Source organism: Winogradskyella sp. ECml5-4, assembly GCF_036903175.1.
GTDB classification, from domain to species: Bacteria; Bacteroidota; Bacteroidia; order Flavobacteriales; family Flavobacteriaceae; genus Winogradskyella; species Winogradskyella damuponensis.
The window spans coordinates 71,309-98,054 of the sequence record NZ_JAYJLF010000007.1 but is presented as its reverse complement, the minus strand read 5'-3'; the positions used below and the strand labels follow the sequence as shown (position 1 = coordinate 98,054).

Annotated in this window: 21 protein-coding genes and 1 pseudogene; 5 read left to right on the top strand and 17 right to left on the bottom strand. The window is 34.0% G+C overall.

Annotated elements, in window-relative coordinates; all coding sequences use genetic code 11:
- Positions 1 to 7: 7 nt before the first annotated feature.
- The 16 genes and pseudogenes from VDP25_RS07995 to VDP25_RS07920 form a co-directional block, all read right to left on the bottom strand.
- Positions 8 to 445: a hypothetical protein gene (locus tag VDP25_RS07995; protein ID WP_334468550.1), complete on the bottom strand. Its 438-nt coding sequence runs from the start codon at positions 443 to 445 to the stop codon at positions 8 to 10.
- 85 nt (positions 446 to 530) lie between these two features.
- Positions 531 to 1,004, bottom strand: coding sequence for a hypothetical protein (locus VDP25_RS07990; protein WP_334468548.1), 474 nt, complete (start codon positions 1,002 to 1,004; stop codon positions 531 to 533).
- Between the two features lie 50 nt (positions 1,005 to 1,054).
- Entirely contained in the window at positions 1,055 to 1,678 is a 624-nt protein-coding gene (locus VDP25_RS07985; RefSeq protein WP_334468546.1) for an SIMPL domain-containing protein, read from the bottom strand.
- Between the two features lie 66 nt (positions 1,679 to 1,744).
- Positions 1,745 to 2,326, bottom strand: a complete 582-nt coding sequence (locus VDP25_RS07980; protein ID WP_334468544.1) for a hypothetical protein — start codon at positions 2,324 to 2,326, stop codon at positions 1,745 to 1,747.
- 56 nt (positions 2,327 to 2,382) lie between these two features.
- A complete protein-coding gene (locus tag VDP25_RS07975) occupies positions 2,383 to 2,973 on the bottom strand; it encodes a hypothetical protein (RefSeq protein ID WP_334468542.1) in 591 nt (196 codons plus the stop codon).
- Positions 2,974 to 3,268: 295 nt separating this feature from the next.
- Complete coding sequence (locus VDP25_RS07970; protein ID WP_334468540.1) at positions 3,269 to 4,162, bottom strand: helix-turn-helix domain-containing protein; 894 nt, start codon at positions 4,160 to 4,162, stop codon at positions 3,269 to 3,271.
- Between the two features lie 182 nt (positions 4,163 to 4,344).
- Complete coding sequence (locus tag VDP25_RS07965; protein WP_334468538.1) at positions 4,345 to 4,881, bottom strand: dihydrofolate reductase family protein; 537 nt, start codon at positions 4,879 to 4,881, stop codon at positions 4,345 to 4,347.
- Between the two features lie 22 nt (positions 4,882 to 4,903).
- On the bottom strand, positions 4,904 to 5,317 hold the full coding sequence (locus VDP25_RS07960) for a hypothetical protein (protein ID WP_334468536.1): 414 nt from the start codon (positions 5,315 to 5,317) through the stop codon (positions 4,904 to 4,906).
- Between the two features lie 9 nt (positions 5,318 to 5,326).
- Positions 5,327 to 6,979, bottom strand: a complete 1,653-nt coding sequence (locus tag VDP25_RS07955; RefSeq protein WP_334468534.1) for a tail fiber domain-containing protein — start codon at positions 6,977 to 6,979, stop codon at positions 5,327 to 5,329.
- Between the two features lie 5 nt (positions 6,980 to 6,984).
- Positions 6,985 to 9,051 carry a tail fiber domain-containing protein gene (locus VDP25_RS07950; protein ID WP_334468532.1) on the bottom strand — a complete coding sequence of 689 codons (2,067 nt, stop codon included), beginning with the start codon at positions 9,049 to 9,051 and terminating at the stop codon, positions 6,985 to 6,987.
- 39 nt (positions 9,052 to 9,090) lie between these two features.
- Complete coding sequence (locus tag VDP25_RS07945; RefSeq protein ID WP_334468530.1) at positions 9,091 to 10,659, bottom strand: T9SS type A sorting domain-containing protein; 1,569 nt, start codon at positions 10,657 to 10,659, stop codon at positions 9,091 to 9,093.
- A gap of 6 nt (positions 10,660 to 10,665) precedes the next feature.
- Positions 10,666 to 12,468, bottom strand: a complete 1,803-nt coding sequence (locus VDP25_RS07940) for a tail fiber domain-containing protein (RefSeq protein WP_334468529.1) — start codon at positions 12,466 to 12,468, stop codon at positions 10,666 to 10,668.
- 1 nt (position 12,469) lies between these two features.
- Positions 12,470 to 14,026 carry a tail fiber domain-containing protein gene (locus VDP25_RS07935; protein WP_334468528.1) on the bottom strand — a complete coding sequence of 519 codons (1,557 nt, stop codon included), beginning with the start codon at positions 14,024 to 14,026 and terminating at the stop codon, positions 12,470 to 12,472.
- Positions 14,027 to 14,399: 373 nt separating this feature from the next.
- Positions 14,400 to 18,245 carry a hybrid sensor histidine kinase/response regulator transcription factor gene (locus VDP25_RS07930; RefSeq protein ID WP_334468526.1) on the bottom strand — a complete coding sequence of 1,282 codons (3,846 nt, stop codon included), beginning with the start codon at positions 18,243 to 18,245 and terminating at the stop codon, positions 14,400 to 14,402.
- A gap of 121 nt (positions 18,246 to 18,366) precedes the next feature.
- Positions 18,367 to 18,831 carry a T9SS type A sorting domain-containing protein gene (locus VDP25_RS07925; RefSeq protein WP_334468524.1) on the bottom strand — a complete coding sequence of 155 codons (465 nt, stop codon included), beginning with the start codon at positions 18,829 to 18,831 and terminating at the stop codon, positions 18,367 to 18,369.
- Positions 18,832 to 18,981: 150 nt separating this feature from the next.
- A pseudogene (locus VDP25_RS07920) lies at positions 18,982 to 19,794 on the bottom strand (class II aldolase/adducin family protein); the annotation flags it as partial.
- A gap of 434 nt (positions 19,795 to 20,228) precedes the next feature.
- Here VDP25_RS07920 and VDP25_RS07915 point away from each other — a divergent pair.
- From VDP25_RS07915 to VDP25_RS07900, 4 genes are all read left to right on the top strand, one after another.
- Positions 20,229 to 20,894: a succinate dehydrogenase cytochrome b subunit gene (locus tag VDP25_RS07915; RefSeq protein ID WP_334468522.1), complete on the top strand. Its 666-nt coding sequence runs from the start codon at positions 20,229 to 20,231 to the stop codon at positions 20,892 to 20,894.
- A gap of 3 nt (positions 20,895 to 20,897) precedes the next feature.
- Entirely contained in the window at positions 20,898 to 22,820 is a 1,923-nt protein-coding gene (locus VDP25_RS07910) for a fumarate reductase/succinate dehydrogenase flavoprotein subunit (protein WP_334468520.1), read from the top strand.
- Between the two features lie 6 nt (positions 22,821 to 22,826).
- Positions 22,827 to 23,573 carry a succinate dehydrogenase/fumarate reductase iron-sulfur subunit gene (locus VDP25_RS07905; protein ID WP_334468518.1) on the top strand — a complete coding sequence of 249 codons (747 nt, stop codon included), beginning with the start codon at positions 22,827 to 22,829 and terminating at the stop codon, positions 23,571 to 23,573.
- 255 nt (positions 23,574 to 23,828) lie between these two features.
- Complete coding sequence (locus VDP25_RS07900) at positions 23,829 to 24,725, top strand: 3-hydroxyacyl-CoA dehydrogenase (protein ID WP_334468516.1); 897 nt, start codon at positions 23,829 to 23,831, stop codon at positions 24,723 to 24,725.
- 144 nt (positions 24,726 to 24,869) lie between these two features.
- On the opposite strand, the gene VDP25_RS07895 is transcribed toward VDP25_RS07900, so the two are convergent.
- On the bottom strand, positions 24,870 to 25,640 hold the full coding sequence (locus VDP25_RS07895; protein WP_215926242.1) for a patatin-like phospholipase family protein: 771 nt from the start codon (positions 25,638 to 25,640) through the stop codon (positions 24,870 to 24,872).
- Between the two features lie 156 nt (positions 25,641 to 25,796).
- On the opposite strand from VDP25_RS07895, the gene VDP25_RS07890 reads away from it, so the two are divergent.
- Positions 25,797 to 26,654, top strand: coding sequence for an EcsC family protein (locus VDP25_RS07890; protein WP_334468513.1), 858 nt, complete (start codon positions 25,797 to 25,799; stop codon positions 26,652 to 26,654).
- Positions 26,655 to 26,746: the final 92 nt, after the last annotated feature.

The window sequence follows — 26,746 nt, the reverse complement described above, 5'->3', positions numbered from 1 at the left end:
CGATGTTTCAATTTCGGTCTATTTTTGCTGATTCTATGATTTCACCCGTTAAATCAAGATTATAAACTATATCTTGAATTCGCCAAGTATCTTTTAATTTATATAAGACAAATGTAAATCTCACTGGCTGACGGTCGTACCTTACCATATAACTAAGGAGTTTTAAATTCTTTCCTATACTTTTTTTCGTTATAATTTCAAAACCATGATAATCTCCGACAAGTAGTAATATTTCTTTTAATTCATTTTTTAAAATTTCAATTCTGTTTACTTGTTTTAACATCCAACGATTAGTGGAATAGGCATAGTCCAATGCTTCCATAGGCTCTGTTTTAAAAATGTGAAAAAACTCGTGAGGTATGTCATCTACAGAATTTTGTGCATTTATATTTATTAATGAAGTGAAAGTTGTTACTAAAATAAAGATAATTGTTTTATGTGTCATAATTCCTTTTTTAATAGTTAAACGGTTTGTGTTTAAAGAGTAGTAGTTCCTGACGCTAATTTTTTAGATTAACAAAGCCAGTTTTTTAATTAGCAATCACACGTTTATAGATAATGCCTTCATTTCTAAATATAATTACCATTACATTAGCCGTTTTACGTTTAAAAAACTCAGGTTGACTAATTGTTTGCCAAACACTAGCTCTTTTTTCAACAATGGCTTTCGTCCAACTAATATCATAATTCGTCGGTTGTGTTTTTAGCATTCCTTCAGTCCATTTGTCTATGTCAGAAGATTTAACTCTAATAACAAATTTATAATCCCAAGAAGATGCTCCTGGAATAGATGTTGGCCTACTATTAGTAAAACCGTTTATATTAAACAATTCAAATTCTGCATTATCAAAATCACTTTTTGCTTTAATTTCATATTTTAGACACTCAATTCTTTCTTCTCTAGTATTAAAATTATCACTGTCCAACAGATTTGAGTTATGAGAATCAGAACAACTACAGAACCCAAGATATATTAGTGAGGTTATGAGTGTTAATTTCTTCATTTATAAGTGTTTTTTATAAGGCTGACGTTTTAATAAGTTTTTATGGTATATCACTTTACCGTAAATATCACATTAATCATATAAAAATACTCACCGATAGGTCTATCGTAGTATATTGAGCTTTCAACTTCTTCACCATAACGATTATTTAAATCTTCTATTTCCTTTATATCTCCGAGCTCTTTACCCATAGCTGCTGCAATAATTATGGCCCTTGCTTTAGCACTTGCCAAAGCTGTTTCAGATAATTTCGCAACTTCTTCTTCGTCAATAGTAATAATAGAGGAGTAGTTTATCATCTGCATTCCTAATGATTTAGTTTTGAGGAATTTTTTCATTTTTTCCACTGATTTGGTTCGGTATTCATATATAATACCATCTTTACCATATCCCATACTTTCATATCCAAAACCATTGGAATCTTTTTTCAGGTTGCTCCAAGAAATATCATTGGCTTTAAGTGCACTTTTATACTTTTTTTTCAGAATTTCAAGAGTTGTCATTTCAGCAGGAAGGCTTGAGTAACTACTACTTAATGCTACCGTAGCTTTAAACTCTGGGGAAGAATCTATAAGAACAGAACGAGCACTTACTTTTATTGTAGTTGTCTGTTGTTGTGCAATTAGTAGTAATGGTAGCAACAGAATTGTTATTAACAATATGGTTTTCTTCATAACGAGTTTTGTTTATTAAAAAAAAGTAGCCCTAACATTAATAAAAAATATTAAGGGCTACAGCTATTAATCAGGGATATTAAAAAGAGCTTTAATCTCTTTGTAGGACATTTTTGTATAATCTAATGTTGCAGATTTTGAATCTGTAGTTGCCGAATTACTACTGCGATTACTACTGATAGGATTTCCACCAGGAATAATAACATACCTATACGCTTCATATACAGTGGTTCCTACAGATGTACCATCTATGGATGAGGCATTAAATCTTAATGTGCCAGGGTTCTGAACAATAACAGAATATTGATTTTGGTCATTGATTAATGGTAGTTGAAAAATGCTTGGGGTACCCGCAAGTGGAATGTTTTTAGCAAATCCTAAAACAATACCAGTGTCTATAATGGCTTGTGTTACATTGGGCGCATCCACATAAAAACCTCCGCCTGTGGCAATTATGTTGTCATCAAATTCGGAATCAATCCAATCAGAATATATAACATTGGCAGTTCCGGTTTCGCCATTAGCACCATCAATACCATCTGTGCCATTTCTACCATCTTCGGGTGAACATCCCATAAAGAGAATAGAGATAAATAGCATACCTAGAAGGTGTTTCGTTAAATTGGTTTTAAAATTCATTGTTTTCATAAGATTGTTTTTTAAGTTTTGACTTTAGTGTGAAAAAAAGGTTAGGACTATAACGATTAATCAGGGATGTTAAAAAGGGATGTGATTTCTTCATAGGACATGCTAGAATAGTCCACTTGAGATGAGCCATTTGCAGGTCTGGCACTTGCGGAAGTTCCTCCAGGAATGATGACATATCTAAAATCGCCATTCAAAAAAGGTGTTCCAATGTTACTTTCGTCAATTGATTGCACCCGAATAGCGATAAGCGTATCATTAATATCCAATAGCCTAAAACTCCACTTCTCTTGAGTTGTGCCAAAAAATGAAGTTGGAATTGAATATATAAAAGTACCAACTCGGGCGTAAACTAGTATGGCACCTGTATCGTGAATTTCTTGCGTAAGCTCTGGTGCATACATTTCCCATTGATCAAAATTGTTATTGATAGTATCCGGAAAATCTGAAGCGATCCAATCTGAGTAAATAACATTGGCAGTTCCGGTTTCGCCATCAGCACCATCAGCACCATCAGCACCATCTGTACCATCAATGCCGTCAATTCCATCTATTCCATCGTTTCCATCTTCAGGCGAGCAGCTGAAAAAAAGAAGGGATATGAACAACATACGTAAAATAGGTCTTATTAAATTTGTTTTAAATTTCATAACATTTAATTTTATATGATTAATAATCCAAACTTAGTACCTAATTAAAAGAGTAATGTCCTGAATATTTGAGTCTTAAAGAATTAGGACAACCTTTTTATGTTATTTAGTTTTAACCTTTTACCCCTCACTTCTCACTTCATTGAAAACTATAATCTATACACATAGGTTTAATAATCAACCCATTGGTGGTCAAGTAAATAGCGAACACTATGTGAAGGAATTCCGTTAAACGATAAAAATTTGAATCGAACAACTCATATTCAACACGCTTTGGTTAGAACCATTAAGTACATTATGAATGACGACACCTTAAAACCGATTGACTTTTATAAGCCATTGGTGTTAGACCTGTATGTTTTTTAAAAGCCGAATAAAAAGCGGATTTTGAGTTAAATCCGGCTTCTAAACCTACAGAAACGATGGTGTAACCCGAAAATTCTTCGGAATGAAGATTGTTTTTTACATCCTCTATGCGGTATTCGTTTATAAAATCGATAAAACTCTTATTCAATAAATTGTTTATCATACTGGAAAGATAGCAAGCCGAAATCCCTAAATCTTCAGCAGTTGAAGAAAGTGTTAAACACGGATTTCTATAGATCTTTCTGAATTGCATTAGGCTTTCCAATTTTTTAAAATAGTGATTAGCGCGTGTAAAAGGCTTACGTGTTTTAGTCTGAATTTCTTTTATTTTTTGTGCACATAAAGTGGCAATTATGGTAAGCAGATGTAAGTGTTTTTGATTAAAGAAATTCGCTTCAGGATGTTCAGAATCAATAACTCCAAAAAGCGTATCGTCCATTACTATTGGGATGCAGATTTCAGAAGATCGTTCCTCGTCGTCTATAATATAGCGTCTATCATATTTTGTATTTGGAATAAGTTCGGGCTTTTTAGTTTTAGCGACACTGCCTACAATACCGTTACCCAGAAGGATTTCTAATTGATTATAAATGACCTCTTCATAAGGGTTTTTTTGTCCGTATGCCGCTTTTTGGTGTAATACACCTTTTTCTTTATCAAAAACATAGATAACGCAATCTACAAACCCTAATTGCTGGATGACGTTTTTGGTAATGTCCCAAAGGACTTCTTCTACCGAATTTTTATGATAAAGTGATGTTGAAAAAAAACTTATGGCTTTAATTTCATCTAATGTGTTCGGTGAATTTTGCTTATTATTCATGATTTTGGGCTTTTTAATTTTAAATAATTTGTATGGTCACTTGTCACTTTAATAGAACAAACACTTTTTGGTTTGTAATAAAGAAGTGAATTTTTAATTCTTAAGAGATAATAGCTTAGTAGGAAAGTATGCTTTTAGCAAAACAGTTTATAAAGCTCTATTAACTAAAGAGCTGATAGCGGTTAGTGCTTTTGCTTATTATAAGTCAATATTTTAAGTCCATCTTCAAAAGATTCGTTTTTGATTAAATTCCATTTTGTGTTATTGCTTGAGTTACCAAATAGTTTGATGCCATCTTCTAAAATTATGGGATTTAGTTTCAGTTTAAGTTGGTCAATTAGTCCATGGTTGAGTAACCAACCTGCAAATTCACCGCCTCCACACAGGTAAATATCTGTTTTAGAATTTGCTTTGATGTCTTTAACTCGGTCTAAGGATCTTTTTTCAATATGAACAGAGTCAGCTAAATTTTCGATTTTCAATGTATCTGAAAAAATAAAATGTTCCATATGGGGATAGGCAGGTTGCCCTGGTTGAAGTCCGTATTGAAAACCAAACTCATAAGTCCTTCTTCCCATAATGACGGTTTCAAAATTTAAAAGATCTGCTCTATATTTTTCAACACCTTTTCCTTTTAATATAAACTGACTTATATCGTCATTTTTTCCAGCAATGAATCCGTCAAGTGAACTTGCCACGTAGTAAATAATTTTTTGCATAAAATCTTTTTCTTTGTTCTATTTATCCTTGTGCTTTATTCTGCATAATAAAACGCACTCCATTTTCTCTTATGATTAATGTTTGTAAGGAGGCATCGCAGGTAACAATACCAAAAATATTATCATCAGTGAAGTTAATAGTAATTGTTGATGCGTCTAATATATAATTGGTGTTGATGGTTTCATCTAACTCACAACCATCCATACTTTCTTCAATGTCTTCAATGATGGTACTTCCATCAACCATAAAATTATTAGTGCTTTCTGTTTCACATGTTGTATAACTTTCCTGCGATTTTGACTCGAAGTACCATGTACCAGAAGTGAGTAAGTTTAAAGTTGTAGGTAATGTATTATTTGAAGAATCATCATCATTACTACAAGAGAAGGATAGTATTGAAAGGAAAGCAATGGCAACTATTTTTAATGTTTTCATAATTTCTGCTTATTGATTATTTGTTTGTTCTAAAATATTGACTCTATTTAAAAGAGATTCTAACGCCTTAGCTTGATCCAAACCGATGTTTTCTTGGTTAGTTATTGTACTTTTTTGTTGGTCTAAGCTTAATTTTAAAGCATTAATTAGTGCTTGTTGTTCTTTTATAGCATTGATAAGTACAGGTACTAAATCTGAATAATACACGCCTAATCGATCTAGTTCTTTTTTGGATAATACTCCAGAGACTTCATCTTTTTCCCAGATATGTGCCTGAACGACCTCTGGGACCAATACCTTAAGGTCTTGAGCAATGAGTCCTAACTTGGTGTCTGGATTGTTCTTGTTTTTCCAGTTAAAGCTTACAGGTTGCATTTTTAAGACTTCGGCTAAACCATAGTTTAAATTTGCGATGTTGGTTTTACTTCTTCTGTCTGAAGTTTGAATCATTCCATTTGCTGCATATACATCTAACCACCTTCTGTTTGGGCCACCAAGACGATCTACTTCATCTTCGGTTGGAACTAAACTAGAACTAAACCCTAAAATATCGCTTCCTCCGTCTTCAATGGTTTCGTTGCCAATACGTAAACGACCACCATTAATATGCAAAAGTTCTTGAGGGTTACTTGCTCCAATACCTGTGTTACCATTTTTTAAAACTACCATGGCGTTAGACCGCGAACCAGATTCTCCATTACCAATTACAAATAAGCGATCGGCAGAATTCCATGTAAGAGAAGCATTAGGCGTATAATTTGTATTATACGTACCAATTACGGTTTCTGCAAAAGAAGGTGCTGTTGTATTATTTCCCATTGCTGTGGAAATTAAGCCCATTGCTGAAGTATAATGGCCCATTGCTGTGGAATATGTGCTTGATGCTGTTGTATTAAATCCCATCGCCGTGGAAAAATTCCCTGAGGCTGTTGTGCTATTTCCCAATGCAGTAGAAGAAGATCCTGATGCTTCAGACCCATTTCCCATCGCTGTAGAATAAGGTCCCGATGCCGTTGTTTGACCTCCCATTGCTGTGGAAGAACTTCCGGATGCTGTTGATTGACGACCTATTGCTGTGGAATAAATTGCAGATGCAGTTGTACCAAACCCTAACGCTGTGGAATATGGCCCAGTTGCACCTCTTACTGTTGATGCTGTAGGATTACCACTTAAATCGACAGCATTTAAACCAACATCGCCATAGTTGTCTGGGTTTTTACCAACCAATCTCCAGCCTATACCATTACCTTCATCAATAGTTTCAAGTCCATTGATGTTTTCTGCAACTTGTGCATGAAAAGCATAAGGTACAGCAGAAAATTGTGTGGTGCCCATATCTACAAATCCTATACCTGTATTAATCTTAACGTTTAAAAAATGAGTGTATTCTCCCCAATTTATGTCATTAAAAATTCCGCTTATAATGTTGCCTTCTCCGATATTTACAATAATGATTCCGTTAGCGTCTGTAGTTGCTGCATGTGTTTCTTCGTACACATTGGTTTGCGTATCGCTTTCTAAAATTGAGAATTGAATATTAATAGAACTATTCGCAATTATGTTTCCTGAATCATCCTTGATCAATGCTTTATAATTTATGCCGTTTTGTGCTACAGCAACTATTGAAATTAATAGTGTTAATAGTGCGAGTTTCGTTTTCATGGTAATTACGATTTAAGTAGTTGTTCTATGCTTTTTACTCTTTCGGTTAAATCATTGAGAGACGTATCTTTTTGTTGGATATTTTTCTTAAGAGTATCATTTTCCCGTTTCAGTTCTTTAATAGCGTTAATAAGAACAGGAACTAAATCTGAATAATACACGCCTAATCGATCTAGTTCTTTTTTAATTAATGTTCCAGACTCTTTATCTTTTTCCCAAATATGTGCGTGAACGACTTCTGGGACTAATACCTGAAGGTCTTGAGCAATGAGTCCTAACTTGGTGTCTGGATTGTTCTTGTTTTTCCAATTAAAGCTTACAGGTTGCATTTTTAAGACTTCGGCTAAACCATAGTTTAAATTTGCGATGTTGGTTTTACTTCTTCTGTCTGAAGTTTGAATCATTCCATTTGCTGCATAGACATCAAACCATCTTCGATTTGGACCTCCTAAACGGTCTCCTTCATCAACAGTGGGTACTAAACTAGAACCAAATGCCAAAACATCGTTTCCTCCGTCTTCGATGATTTCGTCGCCAATCCGTAAACGACCACCAGAGATATGTAATAGTTCTTGTGGCGTATGTGTGCCTATACCTACATTTCCATTTTTTAAAACAGTTAGTGCATTCCGTTTATTTGCTTCTGTTCCATTACCAATTGTAAACAATGGGTTAGTATCTACCCAGTTCTCAGAATCACCAAATGGAATATTATGACGTCCAAGAACTGTTTGTGCATATGATTGCGCTATTGTATTAATTCCAATAGCAGTAGAGTAATCTCCTGAAGCTATAGAAAAATAACCCATTGCTACCGAACTATCTCCAGAGGCAAGTGTTTGGTTGCCCATTGCTAAAGATGCAAAATCAGAAGCTTCAGTGAAAGAACCCAATGTTGTGGATCTTTGACCTAGAGCTCTAGTCCAAGATCCCATTGCTGTAGCATTGCTTCCAGAGGCAATAGTATTATTTCCTGCCGCTAAGCAAGCAAAATCAGAAGCTTCAGTTTTACTTCCAATGGCTATTGAGGCACTTCCTGAGGCTTTAGTTTCATTTCCCATAGCTGTAGAATAACTTGAAGAAGCTATAGAACGAAATCCTACAGCCAGTGAAGAAAACCCAAATGCTTCTGTGTCAAATCCTAATGCAGTAGATCCTTGTCCAGATGATTCCGTAATATATCCTAGTGCAGTAGACGCATCTCCAGATGACACAACCCCTCTACCTATGGCTATAGCTCCTGCAGAAGTAGCAGAAGCATTTAACCCAATAGCTATGGCATTTTCCGCTGTAGCAAATGCATTTATACCCATAGCGACTGCGCCATTTTCTGAAGCTACATTTTGCAAACCAGCAGCAAATGCATAATCACCACTCACTTGGTTAATACCTCCAATAGCTGTACTATTTAAACCAGAAACTACATTATTATTTCCTAAAGCGATTGTATAATCGTTTAAGGCATAATTTTGGTTGCCAAAAGTTAAAGCGTGCTCGCCTGATGCTGTGCCATTGTGTCCCAAACTAAAAGCGTAATTTCCTGTTGCTCCTAATCCTAGATTTTGATCATCTACAAAGCTTAAGTCTATGGCGTTATAGCCTATGCTGTCGTAATTACTACTGTTTCTGCCTATTAACCTCCAACCAACACCATTACCTTCATCAATTGGTTCAAGTCCCTTAACGTTTGCTGCCTTTTTTGCATGAAAAGCATAAGGAACAACAGAGAACTGCGTCGTTCCCATATCTACAAATCCTGAACCTGTGTTCATTTTAACGTTTAAAAAATGCTCATCACTTCCCCAATTTATATCGTCAAAAATTCCGCTGATTATTGAACCCTCTCCAATGTTTACAATTATAATTCCGTTTATATCTGTAGTTGGTGTGTGGCTTTCTTCATATACACTGGTTAATGCATCACTTTCTAAAATTTTGAATTTTATCTCAATAGAACTGTTTGCAACAACGTTTCCTTGGTCATCCTTAATGAGTGCTTTATAATTAATCCCGTTCTGTGTATATCCTAGTGCTGAAAGTAAAAGGACTACAAAAAGTATATGTCTTTTCATCTTTTAATTTTTTTATCGTTCTACCTTAATCGTAGCATTTTATTGCTTGATTACTTTTAAAATTTTTTGTGAGTCGTTTAGATGTATTTTTAGAATATAGATGCCATTTGAAAAAGAAGCCATGTTAATAGCAATATTTTCTGTATTGGCATACGCTTTTGAATACAATAATTTGCCTTCAACATTGAAGAGTTGTACTATAGATTGGTTGATTGTTTTTTCTAATTTAATGTTTAATTGGGTAGAAGTAGGATTAGGAAAAGCAATGAGTTGGCTTTTAGTACTAACAGTATCAATATTTAGAATATTAGTATTTGAAAATAGACGTACGTGTCCAGAATTATTGCCATTATCATCATTAAGATAAGCTCCAATGGCTACAATAGAACCATTTGCATTAAGACTAACTGATACACCAGATCGATCTTGAATGGCCTCTCCATCAATGTTTTCACCTATTTGTTGCCAATTACCAGATGCGTTTCTATAGATTTTAGTATGACCAGCATCTGAAGCAAGTTCACTATTATATCGCGCTCCAACAGCAAGAATATTTCCATTGGCGTTAAGACTTACCGATATACCAAACTCATCACCTACAGCTTCACCATCAATATCATTACCTATTTGCACCCATGTATTGGTTATATTTTCAAAAATACGAACCTGACCAATTCCGTTATGATCATGTGCACCAACAGCGAGAATATTACCTTGGTTGTTTAAACTTACAGCTCCTCCAAATTTATCGTTCAATGTTGTACCGTCAATATCTTCTCCTATCTGTACCCAATTGTTAGCATCATAATTATAAACTCTTACGTGGCCAGCACCTTGTATGGTATTGGTGTTGTTTGGTGCACCTATAGAAACAATACTTCCATCTTCGTTAAGGCTTACGGCAAATCCCGAATTGTCTTCAGGGTTTTCACCAATAATATCATTGCCTAATTGTACCCAGTTGTCATTTTGATTTTCATAAATACGTACTTGACCATGATTACTACCTTCACCTTCTACTACATGGTTATCTGGCGCTCCAATAGCAAGTCGATTTCCATCCTTGCTAAGACTAATAGCATACCCAGAATGATCTCCCCATGCATCTCCAATAATACTTGCGCCTAGTGGAACCCAATTAGCACCTTGAAACTGAAAAATACGAACTTCTCCAGATTCAAATCCATTGGCATTACTGTCTGGCGCACCAACAGCTATGATATTACCATCTCCACTTATATTCACAGAAAAACCGAATTTATCGCTTATCGCAATGCCATTAATAGCTGTTCCTTTTTGTAGCCATGTATTTGCAACGTTTTCATAGACTCTAACTTGTCCTGAAGCAGAACCATTATCTGCATTAAAAGGCGCTCCAATCACAATCGTATTTCCATCTGCACTTAAACATGTAGCGTAACCCGATTGTTCGTTTGCAGATTCACCATCAATATCGTCACCGATTTGCGTCCATTGGGCTAATAAAAGTAATGGACAGCATGTTAAAATTAAAAATACAAATGTTGATTTATTCACTATTATTTTTAGGGTTGAAAGCTGTTTTCTGAATTCTCGAGACAAGCCACGGGTTTTGTTTAAATAGTTCATTATCTTTTAATTTGAGGATTTAGATTCAATAATTTCGATACGAGATAACAAGGCTTCATAATCCGTTTTTGAAGCTTTTATTTCCGCACCTTGAGTTTCAATTATTTTGTTCTGCTCTTGAATGGCTTTGATTAAAACAGGTACTAAATCGGAATAATAAACCCCTAAGCGGTCTAACTCTTTTTTAGTTAATACTCCAGATGCTTTATCTTTTTCCCAGATATGAGAATGGATCACTTCAGGGATTAAAATTTGGAGGTCTTGTGCAATAAGTCCTAATTTAGTGTCTGGATTGTTTTTGTTTTTCCAATTAAAGCTTACAGGTTGCATTTTTAGAACTTCTTCTAATCCATATTTTAATTCAATGATGTTAGTTTTACTGCGTCTATCTGAGGTTTGGATAGTTCCATTTGCAGCATAAACATCTAACCACTTTCTGTTTGGGCCCCCAAGACGATCTGCTTCATCTTCTGTAGGAACTAAACTAGAACTAAACGCTAAAATATCACTTCCTCCATCTTCAATAATCTCTGATCCAATGCGTAAACGGCCACCAGAAATATGAAATAGTTCTTGAGGGGCATCTGTACCAACACCTGTATTTCCGTTTTTTAAAACTACCATAGCGTTAGATGGTGCACCACTTTCGCCATTTCCAATTACAAATAAGCGATCATTGTTATTCCATCCGTTAACACTATTGGGCGTATAAGATGTATTATACCTTCCAATTACTGTTTCTAAATATGAATAGGCTGTTGTTCCATTTCCCATAGCAGTAGAGTTTAAACCTGTTGCAGATGTATAGCTTCCAGTGGCTAAGGAAAAACTCCCAGAAGCTATGGTGTTATTTCCCATTGCAGTAGAAGAACCTCCTGAAGCTTCGGTTGCATTTCCCATTGCAGTAGATCTAATTCCCGAGGCTTCGGTATCAATCCCCATAGCTGTAGAATATGATCCTGAGGCTTCGGTTCCATTTCCCATTGCCGTGCCATTATTATGTGCTATTGTACTTTTACCTAGCGCTACGGAAAAATCTCCTACTGCTGTTGTTTGACTTCCCATGGCGACAGTATAATCCCCTATTGCTGTGGTCTGACCCCCCATTGCTGTGGAAAAATTTCCAGTTGCTTCACTAAAATTTCCTGATGCCAAGGAAGAAATACCAGATGCTGTTGTGTTATTTCCCATTGCTGTAGAAGAGGATTCTGATGCTATGGTGTTCCGTCCTAGAGCTGTGGAATACGTTCCTGAAGCTTCTGTTAAACTTCCTAATGCAATGGAATATGCTCCGGTTGCACCTCTTACAGATGAAGGTGTAAAACTATAACTTAAATCAACGGCGTTTAACCCTATGTCACCATAATGATATGGATTGCTACCAGCCAATCTCCATCCTAAGCCATTTCCTTCATCAAGAGTTTCTAGACCTTCCATATTTAATGCTTGTATTGCATAAGGCACGGCATTAAAATCTGAGTTTCCAAAATCTATAAAACCATCTCCTAAATCAATTTGTACATTGAGTTCTGCATTACCACTTTTCCAATCAATAGTATTGAAATCTCCACTGATTATTGTGCCAGATCCAATGACTGCAATAGCAATTCCGTTATCGTCGGTAGTAATTTGTTGTGATTCGCTGTAAATAGTTGTGTTTTCTAATTCAATGTTAAACACCATATCAATAATTTGATTGTTTACAACGTTATTATTAGCATCTTTTATAAGTGCTTTGTAATTAATGCCGTTTTGAGCTACGGAAATAATTGAAATTAAAAGTGCTATCAGAAAAAGTTTCGTTTTCATTTTATTTGTTTTTAATTGATGTATTTGCTTCTAAAGTTTCAACACGTTCTAATAGATTTGTGTAGTCTGCGTGTTGATTGATAATAATTTTTTGCTGTTCTTGTATTGCTTTTATAAGTACAGGAATCAATTCTGTATAGTTTATTCCTAACGTTTTTAACTCATTATTCTGAGTATTGACAACTTCGTTTATAATTGGTTGAACATCTTGAGCGATAAGCCCCAAAGACTTTTTGTTTTGTGTGTTTTTTTTCCAGAAGTATGCTTTTGGTTGTAATTGTAAAATTTCTTTTAGACCATAAGGTAAATCGGTAATGTCCCGTTTTAAGCGTCTGTCTGAGGCATGGATTGTAGAACCATTTTGGCTAATAGTTCCTGCTTCAGTAATGGAAAAAACAATATTTCCGTCACTGTTATGAACCATAAAATTACCGGCTCCATTATCATCATGATCCAATTGTATAACAACAGCATCATTACTTCTTAAATAAATGTCGCTTCCTGAATAAAAAGGGTCTGATGCAATGATACCGTCATCTTCACTATTAGTACCAGAGTTACCTCCTAAAACAATATCTGGATTATTACTGTTTGAACTTTGTGTATATATCCCAGTTGTACCACCAATAAAGGATGCACCTCTATCTAAAGATGATGCAAAAACTCCGTCGTTAAGAGCATTTGAAATATAAAGACCATAATTTTGAGGATCAGCAATATAGATGCCTGTAAAGCCTGCATCTGTAATATTGATTGAATTTGCGAGAGAATTGGAGATGTTTATAGCATTGTTTGCACCTGTAATACGCAAACCATTACTTTGACTGTTAATAATATGCTCACCAGTCTTTAAAACAGTCAATGCATTTCTTCTATTTAAATCTGAAGTACCATTTCCGATTTCAAACAAGGGACTATTATCAACCCAGGTATTTGGGTCACCACCACCAACATTAAAGCTTCCAATGGCTGTAGACGCATAAGATTCAGCCGCAGTTCCATAACCTATTGTTGTAGAATAACTTCCCATTTCACCATTGTTTATTGGCGAAAAATTAGAATAACTCAAATCAATAGCATTAAAGCCTAAAGTACTGTGCATAGTTGGATCACGACCAATTAATCTCCAGCCAATTCCATTACCTTCGTCAATAGATTCTAAACCAGATACATTTGTTGCTTTTTTAGCATGATAAGCATAAGGCACAGCAGAAAATTGAGTGCTTCCCATATCTATAAACTCTGTTCCTAGATCTATTTTTACATTTAAAAAATGCTCATTTTCACCCCAATTAATTGTATTGAAATTTCCATTTAAAACGGTGCCTTCACCAATATTTAAAACTATTATACCGTTACTATCAGTAGTCGTTGTATGGCTTTCTTCGTAAAGACTAGTTTGTAAGTCGCTTTCTAAAATTTTGAATTTAACTTGAATGACATTATCTGCAATTATGTTGCCTGAGTTATCCTTTATAAGTGCTTTATAATTAATGCCATTTTGAGAAAATAATACTATTGGCATAATTAGTGCTAAAAGTGTGTGTAATGTTTTCATAGCATTTTATTTTTTAAATTCTATAAAAGAGACAATTTTATTCTCATTTATAATATTTAATTGGTATCTACCTTTTTTAAGATGATCTATAGCAATGTAAAGTTGAGATGGTAATGCGTTTTCTTTCTCCTCCCGTGTTTTAAATTTTGTCATTTGTTAGCAATTAAAGATCTTGCATTTACAAAGCTATCTGAGATGTATTAAAAAAAATATTACATATGTTTCAAGATGTAACAGATATGTTACATCATTGGAAAAGCCTTTAAAACTGAGGGTTATTTCAATTGAAGTTGTTATCGAAGTGCGGTAGTACCAAATATATAATGAATCTTAACGGAAACTAATAAGCAATGCGTAAATAGATGGAAGGACATTAAGGCTTATGCTTTTCTATATATTGAGATGGTGTTTCACTATAAATTTTTTTGAAACACTTGATGAAGTAACTTACAGAATTAAAGCCAACCATGTAAGCGGCTTCAGAAACACTCATGTCTTGGTTTTTTAAAATATTTCTAGCTAAAAGGATACGTTGTGATCGCATAAATTCGGAAGTGGTCATACCAACTATGGCTTTCAATTTTCTATGTAATTGCGTTCTGCTCATATGCATGTATTTACCAAAGGCATCTGTAGTGAACTCTGGATCTACTAAATGTGTGTCTAAGACATTTTTTAAGCGCTGCATGAATTCTGCTTCAACAGATGTAACTTCGAGTGTTTTTGTAAGAATAGGTTGTTCATTAAAACGTTGTTTTAGTTTTGCTCTGGTTTCAATGAGTTTGGAGACTCGGATTTTTAATGTTTCAGTATTAAAAGGTTTTGTAACATAGGCGTCTGCACCTGTTTCAAAACCTTCTTGTTTTTGGTTTTGAGTGACTTTTGCTGTTAACAAAATAATAGGAATATGACTTGTTAGTTGGTCGTTTTTGAGTTTATTACATAATTCAATACCATTCAGTTCTGGCATCATTATATCACTAATGACTAAATCTGGCAGTTGCTTTCTAATGAGTTCTAGTCCATTATTGGAGTTGGTTGTTTTTATAACATTGTAATTCTCTTTAAAAATTGAAGTTACAAAGTTTAGAATATCTATTTCGTCATCAATAATAACAATAGTAGCTTGGTTTTTTTTAATCTCTGTGCTGATTTCTGATTCAATAATTATTTTAGGATGCTCTATAATTTCAAATTTCTCAAAGGCATCTTTTGTGATAGGTAATGTGACACTAAATTGTATGTTATCATTATCTAAGGTATTTGCTAAAATAGTGCCTTTTGATAATGAGACTAATTCCTTAACCAACGCTAAGCCAACACCAATGCCTTCTGAAGCTTCATTATTTTGATAAAATCGTTGAAATATATGGCCTAGTTTTTCGGCTCTAATTTGATTGTTTTTATTAATAATAGATAGTTGAAGTTGTTCATTTTGTTGCTGAGCGGTAAAATAGATTATGGATTCTTGAGGCGAATATTTTATAGCATTAGAGAGTAGGTTAGAGCCTATTTTTTCAATAATATCTCTGTCGAACCAACAGTTGTCTAATTGGGTAATGGTAGATTGAATGTCTATACTTTTATCATTCGCTTTAAATTGAAATGCCGATATGAGCTGCTTAAGTATAATTGCTAAGTTGCCTTGTTCTATGTTTAGCTTTATTTGTCCTGCATCGATTAAGGATAAATCTGTAAGTTGATTTACTAAATTGAGAAGTCTATCGGCGTTTTGCTTTATTAAGTTGAGGTCTTCCTTAACTTCTGTTTTTAAATTATTTTTAGATAATTGATTTTCTACGGGACCAGAAATTAAAGTCAATGGTGTTCTGAGTTCGTGAGATATATTGGTAAATAGATTTGATTTTATAAGGTCTAATTCCTTGATGGCCTTTAACTTGTTAGATGCCAATTTTTGTTTGTAGCGTAATTGAAAAAATGAAAAAAGTGCTACCGCCAAACCTATAAAAAGTAACGTATAAGCCAAAATAGATTTGTACCAAGGGGGGCTTATTTTTAAAGTTAATGTGGTAATTGGTGCGTTGTCATTTGCCTGATATGCTGCTTTTGCCAAAAGTTTATATTCACCATAATTTAGGTTGTTGAAGAAAATGGTGTTTCCTTCTGCTTTGGTCCAAAAAATTGTGGCTTCTCCTAGCTTATAATAATAAGCTATCTTTTCTGGAAACCTATAATCTGCAATTTCTAAATTTATTTTAAAATTATTCTGATGATGATGAAGCTTAATGGGCTTTTTTAAATTCACTACATCTTGAAAAGTTGTAGCGTTTTTTCCCTGAATTGTTATTTTTGAAATACTGGGAGCTTTAGTAATATTGGGATAGGTAAACTTAGAAGTATTTATAACTTGAACCCCTTCATCTGTGCCAAAGTAAAGTTCGTCCTTATAGATTGCACTAGAGGTATATAAACATGCATTAGAAATCAAACCATCTTCTTCTTTTAGATTAAAAAGTGTTTTGTTTTCGTTGTTATATACATAAATACCATTATTTATTGTGCTAATCCACCAGAGATTATTTTCGTCGGTTTCAATAGCCATTACCTTTTTATCAAAAAAATCACCATTGATTTCAAGAGGGTAGAAAAGATCCTTTTCCTTGTCATAAAAATTCAAGCCAAAATCTGACCCAATCGAAATCATTCCATTTTGACTTTTATGAATATCTATGACAACATCAGAATTTAATGAATTTAAATTGTCTTTAATATGCACATATTTTTTGAAGTTAATATGTTTTTTATTTTTATCGATCTTCGATATGTTAGGTATTTTATATACGCCTTCTCCAACCGTTATTACCCATAGATTGTCCTGCTGGTCAATAATTAACTCCATTATCTTAATCTCTTTGACTTCGTCTAGTTGGTAGGTGTTTATAATGTTACCTTTTTTATCTAACACGTAAATTCCTTGCCATGTACTAACCCATAAAAAACCGTTTAAATCTTCAACAATTCCAAAAACTTTTAAGGTTTCGCTTTTATCTTGATTTAGTTCTATCTTATTAATATTGAAATCATTATCAATGAAAAAAATATTTCCGGTCATATCCCCCAACCAGAATCCGTTTTCTGTCTTACATATTGAAGTAATCCTTGTTCTTTTTAAGAATTGTTTATAATTAGAATGGTTAGTTTTTGAAACTTTAAAAAAGCCTTGGTCTCCAACAATGTATATATCAGTTGCATCTACAAAAATCCGTCTGGCATGTGTACTGAAGTGTCCTGTAAATACTTTCTTTAGAGCACTTTCCTTAAACAAACCTTTGTGTGTACCTACCCATAATAGATTTTGTTTATCTATTAAGAGTTTGCTGATGCCTATTTTTTTAAATTTATCTAAATTATAATTGTAAGGTTGAAATTTTTTGGTTTTTGTATTGAAGAAATAATTTCCGCTAGATCCAATTATAATGCATTTATGGTCTTTTACATTAGATATAAAAAGGGCAGCATCGTCATTGGGTAAATCTATTTTCTCAGGATCATTAATAAAATCATAATGGTACAATTTACCGTCGGATTTATATATTATTTTATTGTTGCCTATGCTTTCTATTTCATCTATAGCAGTGTGATGAAGCATTGGTTCAAACCGTTCGGCCTTGTTACTATATTTAAATAAAGTATGGTTTGATGAGATGAGTTCCGTACCATTCTCAATTTCTAAAATTTTTATAGAAGTAAAGGATTCTTTTATTTTTACAAAATCTGGGCTCGATTTAGATTTTCGGTATAGCCCATCATCAGTTGCTACCCAAACTGCAGATGAAGAACTAACGAATATTCTATAGACTACTAGTGGATTAAGGCCTGTGTTGTTGGTATTGATTTGAACTTTTTCAAATACGCCTTTTTTTTCATCAAATTTTACCAAGCCAGCACCATAAGTGCCAATCCAAAAGATATCGTCTTGGTCTTGTTTTATATCTCTAACCCAACCACCAGGAAGGCTACTTTTTTCTAACGGATTGTATCTGTAAGTTTTAAAATTCTTACCATTATATTTATATAAACCATCTTGTGTTGCGACCCAAATAAAGCCATTTTTGTCTTGTGTGATATTAGAAATCCATTGATCTTCAAGAATTAATTTTATGTCATTAAATTTTAACGGGTTTGATTGCGTGTTTTCTTGAGCAAATAAATGTGCTAAATTTAAAAGGAAAGAAAACACTAAGGCTCTTTTGAACATGATTTGGATACACATTTCAATATAATTAAAACAAATACAGATTATGAAGTGTTTAATTTAATATTGCTTTTGTAGTAAAGTTATAGAATGCTTTTAATTAATTGTTATAAATTTATGTAATTTACTCAATAACAACCTGTTTGGTTATGGATTTAGCATTCTCATAAAGCCTTAGCAGATAAACGCCTGCTTTTAATGTTGAAACTTCAATGGGATCACCAATAGTTGTAGATTGAAATATGCTTCTTCCCAAAACATCATAAAGCTCTACTTTAGTAAGGGGTCTGTCTGTAGCAATATTGATAAATTGATTTGTAGGATTAGGGTATATAGATATATTCAAATGTGAGATTTGATGATCATAAGTGCTTAAAGTGGAATTAAACTCAGGGTTAATAAAGCCTTCTGAAACCGAAATTGTAGGTGTGCTTGTTTCTCGAACAACAACTTCTCCGATAGTGTATAATATTTGAATATTATTTACAACAGTAGAAGCTCCTCCTGAATCAATACTGGATTTCTTTATGGATTGTGACGCTATTGGTAATGCTAATAAAAGCATTAAAATTGTAAAAGATCTTGTCATATTGAAACATTTTATTAATTAGTTTCAAAATTCTATTTTTTATTCGTGAATGTGTCTAACATATGTTTCAAATAGTATGACATATGTAACATATTGTTGTTAAATATTTAATTATATTTTTTTTCGCTTTCTAACAACATCTTGATTAACAGAAGTATTTAAAGCTCTTAGTATCGGTGCTAAAATCGCAGCTTTTTCTAGCCGTTCTTCTTTTGGAAGACTTTCAACTGTTTGGCTGCCAAAAACCTCTCCATTTTCAGAAATTTTGTTTTCGATATAAGCAGATGCCATCTCTATGACTTCTAAACTGTTGATATAGCATTCGTATGAGGTATCTCCCCAAGTGAATAAACCATGAGAGCCTAATACAATTCCGCGAATTCCTAGATTATCAGCTAAACATTGTTCAAGCATTAAACCCAATTCAAAACCTGGTTTTTTCCAAGGCACCCAACCCATGGTGTCACTCCAAATTTCTTTGGTAACCTTTTCACTGTCTTTTGCAGCAGCTACGGCAATTAAAGCATCAGGGTGTAAATGGTCGATATGCTTAAAGGGTAGTAATCCGTGAAGTGGAGTATCTATTGATGGTGCTTTACTATCTAGATCAAAAATACAGTGATTGAAAAGCGCCACCATTTCATCTTCATAGGCAACACCTCTGTATACTTTTTTTTAATCTCTTAAGCGATCGGTGTACAAGCCTGCGATTCCGCTTCTTGTCAGAGTGCCAATATCTCCTCCAGATCCTTTTACCCACATAACTTCAACATCTTTATTTGTTAAAGGGTCTTTCTCAATAGTTTTGCAGCTTGTATTTCCTCCTCCGTAATTGGTAATTCTTAGATCACGACCTAAGATGTTAGAGCGATATAAGAATTGTGCGACTTCATCATTTTTTATTTTTTCTACTTTGGTGTCGTCCCATAGATAATCTACATAACGGTAATTTTTTATTGACATATTTGTGGGTTTTATATATTAGAAAAGCGTCGTTTTTTACAGGTTTAAAAAACTTCGGCTCTTCTCAAAAGTACATAAATAGCCCACTAATTCTAGGGGAAACAGAGCCTGTCCTATCATAAAAGACAAATAAAACAAGTAATTAATCAGATTATATAAAATTTGATATACTAAAAATAGTGTAGTGAGGAAGGGCTTATGAGGCTTAAATTGTTTATACTAATGATGACTCACGTGATTAATGATCATTTTTTAAGTTTAAATATGTGTTCCGTTTAGTGTACGATTTAGCATTGAAACGAATCTTTAATCTAATACAACTTTATCTCCACAAAAGTTTAAAATGTCTTTGGCAGATCCACCTTCTAGCTCATCAGTTTTTTTTATCTTAGAGGTTTATGTTAAAGCCATAGAATTATAAACAAAAAGCAAACATGTGGTACGTTAAAAATGCATTAACCCGAAAGAATTTAATGGCATTAACAGGTCTTTTTCTTTCCTTTTTCCTCATCATTCATTTATTTGGAAATCTTCAACTTTTATTGCCTGAAGCCGAAGCTAAATTACAGTACAATTGGTATAGTGATTTATTGGCAGATAATATCTTAATTAAGATAATAGCCATGGTGCTTTATCTCTGTATTTTATTACACACTTTAGATGCTATATATCTTACTGTAAAAGGTAAAAAAGTAAAAGGACCAGGCTATGTTAAGGATAGAAGAGGGCGTGCAAGCAAATGGTATTCTCGAAATATGATGTTTTTAGGAAGCATTGTTTTCCTCTTTTTAGTCATTCACTTTAAAGATTTTTGGTACCAATTCAAATTTGGAGAATTACCTTTGGATGCTAACGGAAACAAAGATTTATACACTTTGGTTATTAAAGCTTTCGATCAATTGTGGTATGTTATTGTATATGTCATTGCCATTATTGCGCTTGGTTATCATTTGTTGCATGGTGTTTTTAGTGCACATAGAACATTAGGGCTTTATCATCCGATATATTCTAAAATCGTGAAGTATTTAGGTATGGCATATACTATAATTATGACTATAGGCTATATCATTATTCCCATTTTTATTTATCTAAATCGTTAGATCATGGAAAACGTTTTAAAATCTGAAATACCAGAAGGACCACTTAGCGAGAAGTGGAGTAATTATAAAAAAACAGCCAAACTGGTAAGTCCAAATAACCGAAAAAAATTAGAGGTTATTGTGGTTGGGACAGGTTTAGCAGGTGCTTCTGCTGCGGCTTCCCTTGCAGAAATGGGGTATAATGTAAAGAGTTTCTGTTTTCAAGATTCCCCTAGAAGAGCCCATTCTGTTGCTGCACAAGGAGGTGTAAATGCTGCAAAAAACTATAAAAACGATGGAGATAGTGTTTATCGTATGTTTTACGATACTTTAAAAGGAGGTGATTTTCGTTCTAGAGAAGCCAACACCTATCGTTTGGCGGAATGTTCGGCCAGTTTAATAGATCAAGCTACAGCTCAGGGTGTGCCTTTTGGAAGAGAGTATGGAGGTTACCTTAGAAACCGTTCTTTTGGTGGAGTACAGGTCTCTAGAACCTTTTATGCTAGAGGTCAAACAGGACAGCAATTATTATTAGGTTCCTATCAAGCTTTAATGCGACAAGTTAATACCGGAAAAGTGAGCTTATACGCAAGACATGAAATGTTAGATTTGGTACTTATTGAAGGTAAGGCTAAAGGCATTATTGCTAGAAATTTAGATACCGGAAAGGTAGAGCGTCACGGTGCACACGCTGTAGTGCTTGCTACAGGAGGTTATGGGAAAATATATTATTTATCTACACTAGCTATGGGTTGTAATGCGTCTGCTATTTGGCGTGCACATAAAAAAGGAGCTTTTATGGCAAACCCGAGTTGGACACAAATTCATCCCACCTGTTTACCACAAAGTGGCGAATACCAATCCAAGCTAACGTTAATGTCTGAATCCCTTCGAAATGATGGTCGAATTTGGGTGCCAAAAGATAAAAATGACACTCGGAAAGCCAACGATATTCCAGAAGAAGAACGCGATTATTATTTAGAACGTAAATATCCAGCCTTTGGAAATCTTGCACCTCGCGATATTGCGTCTCGTTCAGCAAAAGAACAAATAGATGCCGGTAAAGGTATTGGCACATTAAAAAATGCAGTTTACCTCGATTTTTCAAAAGCTATAAAAGAATACGGAAAAGATATTATTAAAGAACGTTACGGCAATTTATTCAACATGTATAAGAAAATTACGGGAATAGATGCTTATTTGGAACCGATGAAAATTTCGCCTGCAGCCCATTTTTCTATGGGAGGACTTTGGGTAGATTATGAATTAAAAACAACTATTCCTGGGCTTTTTGCTATTGGTGAAGCTAATTTTTCAGATCATGGTGCAAATAGATTAGGTGCCAATTCATTATTACAGGCTTGTGTCGATGGGTATTTTGTGTTGCCTTATACATTACAAAACTTTTTGGCTGATGAGATAAAGCAACCAAAAACAGATATTAACCACCCTGAATTTGATAAGGCGGAACAAGCTGTTAAAAAACAAATAGAAGGATTCCTTACCACCAAAGGCACTAAAACAGCTGAGGAATTCAATAAATTATTAGGTAGCGAATTGTATGATAAGTGTGGCTTGTCGCGTTCTAAAGAAGGCTTAGAACAAGCCATTAAAAACATCCAAGACTTACGAAAAGCATTTAAGACAGATCTGATTGTTCCTGGTGAGGCTTCAGAAGTCAATAGTGAATTAGAAAAAGCTGGACGCGTAGCAGATTATATGGAGTTAGCCGAACTAATGTGTATTGATGCTTTACAAAGAGAAGAGTCTTGTGGAGCACATTTTAGAACAGAATATCAAACGGCAGAAGGTGAGGCCAAACGAGACGACACTAATTTTAGTTATTCTTCGGCTTGGGAATGGAATAATAATCCTTCAAACCCAATATTGAATAAAGAGAAGTTGATATTTGAAACTGTAACGCCTTCTGTACGAAGCTATAAATAAGAGACTATGAAAATACACTTAAAAATATGGAGGCAAAAGGATAGCCAAAGTAAGGGGGAATTCAAAGATTATACATTAGATGATGTACATCAAGAATTATCTTTTTTAGAAATGTTAGATACTTTGAATTTAAAATTGGTCAAAAAAGGAGAATATCCAGTAGAGTTTGATCACGATTGTCGTGAAGGTATTTGTGGGCAATGTGGCATGATGATTAATGGTATTGCGCATGGTCCTTTAAAAAACACCACAACTTGTCAGCTTCACATGCGTTCGTTTAAAGATGGAGACACCATTTATATAGAACCTTTTAAAGCCGCGGCATTTCCTGTTGTTAGAGATTTAAAAGTGAACCGTTCTTCCTTAGACCATATTATTACTTCGGGTGGCTATGTGTCTGTAGATACAGGTCAAGCACCAGAAGCAAACAGTATTCCTATTGCTCATGACGTGGCAGAAGCAGCATTTGATGCTGCGGCATGTATTGGTTGCGGCGCTTGTGTAGCTAGTTGTAAAAATGCGAGTGCAGCATTGTTTACGAGTGCTAAGATTACACAATTAGAATTGTTACCACAAGGACAAACAGAAACGAGTAAAAGGGTTATTAATATGGTAAAGCAGATGGAAGAAGAAGGATTTGGGCATTGTACTAATACCGAAGCATGCCAAGTGGAATGTCCTGAAGATATTTCGGTTTTAAATATCGCTCGGATGAATTACGAATACAACAAAGCGAAAATTTTAAATAAATAGTATAGTGTAATACGGGGTGAGGTGTTTAAAACTCAGTAATAATTTACAATATTTCATTACCAATTTTTTCATAGATAACAGGAGCTAGAAATTGATAAGCTCTTTTTTTTATAGAACTGACTTAAGTCATAACTTATCATTGTAGAGAGGTGTATTTTTGTATTACTTATGTATATAATTTGAAACAATTTCCTAATAGAATAGGCGCAAGGTTTCAATCTCACGGAAGTAAAATACTCTAAAATTTATAACAAAATGACCTTTAAAAATGTAACTATAGCAGGAAGCGGCGTGCTAGGGTATCAAATAGCATTTCAAACCGCATTTCACGGATTTCAAGTCACCGTTTATGATATTAATGATGCAGTCTTGGAAAAAGCAAAGGCAAAATTTAGCATCATGAGTGATGCATTTAAAAAAGACCTAAATGCAACCCAAAAACAATTAGATAAAACATTTGAAAACTTAAGTTATACGTCAAATTTAACCGAAGCTGTTAAAGATGCTGATTTACTAATCGAGGCTGTGCCAGAAAATCCAAAAATTAAAATTGAATTTTACAACATGCTAGCAAAAGTTGCTCCTGAAAAAACGGTTTTTGCTACGAACTCTTCAACGCTATTGCCGAGTCACTTTGCAGAAGCCACTGGACGACCTTCAAAATTCTTAGCCTTACATTTTGCGAATTCAATTTGGATTCATAATACAGCCGAAATTATGGGACACAGTGCAACTGACCCTAAAGTTTTTAATGATGTTGTTGATTTTGCAAAAGCGATTGGTATGTTGGCATTGCCCTTATATAAAGAGCAGCCTGGATATATATTAAATTCATTATTGGTACCCTTGCTAAGCGCTGCCACTAGTTTATTAGTTAGTGAGGTTTCAGACCCAGAAACCATAGATAAAACATGGATGAAAGCAACAGGAGCACCTGTTGGCCCTTTTGGTATTCTCGATATTGTAGGCATTACTACAGCATATAATATTGATAAAATAGCGGCAGAGAAAACTAAAGATGACTTAAAACTAAAAACTGTGGCCTTTTTAAAAGAAAACTATATAGATAAAAACAAATTAGGAGTTGTAACTGGTGAAGGGTTTTACAAATACCCAAATCCAACGTATAAAGAAGCTGATTTTTTAAAATAATTTGAATTAGGAATAAGACTTAATTTTTAGAACCCTAATAAAAAGTAAGATTGAAGTGGTATTAGTCTCTTTCAATAATTTTATTAGGGCTTTAAAATGTTTAATTCTGTTATTCCTTATGTAAGGTGTATGCTCTAGTTGAAATTATTTAGACATAAATAACATTTTATTTTCTTTAAGAGCAGCTAGTGTAGATGTGTATCCTAAATTAAAAATAGCATCTACATTACTCATTCCAAAAGTGCCAAAACTCACCAGTTCTTGTGGACAGATGACCAAATCACAATCTGGAAACTTGTTCATGGATTCTGCGGCTACTTTAATCTTATAAGCGCGTTCTACAACAGAGAAAGAATGTTTTAAATCTTTTATAGTCACTGCTTTTAGAGGATTAACATACACACCTATAATTATATCGCATTCTTTTTTAAGAGGTTCAACAGGGAAATTATTTAATGTGCCGCCATCAACATAGTATTTTCCATTAATTTCGGTAGGTGTAAAAACACCAGGAAAAGAAGCTGAAGCTATAATTGGTTTTATAAGTTGTCCTTTGCTAAAAATCTTTGAAGTCCCATCAACGATATTTGCTGCGGGAATGAATAAAGGTTTCTTTAAATCTTCAAAATTATCTTTTGGAAAATAAGTTTTAAGATCATCATAAAAATTTTCAGAATTTAAAAATCCAGGTTTATTACGGGCAAATCTTTTAGTATGAAAAAGAGGTATAGTCTTAAAGAAAGTTAGTATTTCGGACCAAGAAACACCTGCTGCATACAAAGCGCCTACAATAGCTCCTGCGCTTACACCAGATATATGTGTAGGAAAGATACCGTGTTCTTCTAATGCCTTAATGACACCGATATGTGCTGCTCCGCGAGCACCTCCACCAGAAAGTACTAAGCCTATATTCATATTACAAATGTACAATGATGATTATAAATGTATAATGATTTTTGTCATTTTAGTATAAAACTAGGGAAAACATGTTTTTAAGAATTGTATCGCTATTCTATTGACTTTGTAACAATTGCTAAGTTTTATCGACCAATAGTAATAAAATCTCAAATCTTGAATCTAACAACAAACACGATATCAGCAGAAGATAAACAAGCTTTAAAACATGCGAAAATGAGCATGCAAAATTTAGGTTGGGCCATACGCAATGTCAATAAAATAGGTAATACTGTAGAAACAGGAATTAATTATGTGCCAGAAAAAGTGTTAGTTAAAGTGCAGAAGATTACCGAATCTGTATTATTAAAAATTATAAAAGCGAATTTATTAACCATTCAAAAGAACAAAACATTTAAAAAGCCTTCAAAAAACACCTATAAAAGTATTGTAACAGGTACAGGTGCATTAAGTGGCTTTTTCGGGTCTTCTACAGGTTTTGGTACTGCTATTTTTGCTTCAGAAGTAACGCTTACGACGAAGTTTTTAATGCGTACTATTATGGATATTGCGCGTAGTGAAGGTGAAGATATTTATACTTTAGAAGGGCAAATGGCATGTCTGCAAGTTTTTGCACTTGGTGGAGATTCTCTTGACGATGACGGTATGGAGGCCAGTTACTACACGACGCGTATGGCATTAAATTCAGCTTTAAATAACATATCGGCAGCTGGTATAAAAATGAGTTTAGATAGTTTAGTTAAAGGAGCAAGTGCTTTGGGGTCTAATGCTATAGGTAATTTTCTGTCTAAAATTGCCACGAGATTAAGTCTTCTTATTAGTGAGAAATTTTTAGCACAAGCGGTACCTATTGTAGGAGCAATTGGTGGAGGTGGTTTAAATTATGTATTTGTAGATCATTTTCAAAAGATGGCAACGGCACATTTTACCATAAGGCGTTTAGAACGAAAGTATGGAGAAGCTGAGGTTAAATTGGTTTATGAGGCAATAAACACAGAGGTTAAAAAAAATTAAGTCTACAATATAAAAAAACCAACCATGAATTGCTTCATGGCTGGTTCTGCTATTAATAAAATAAAATAAGGACCTTAAGTATAGGCCACTAA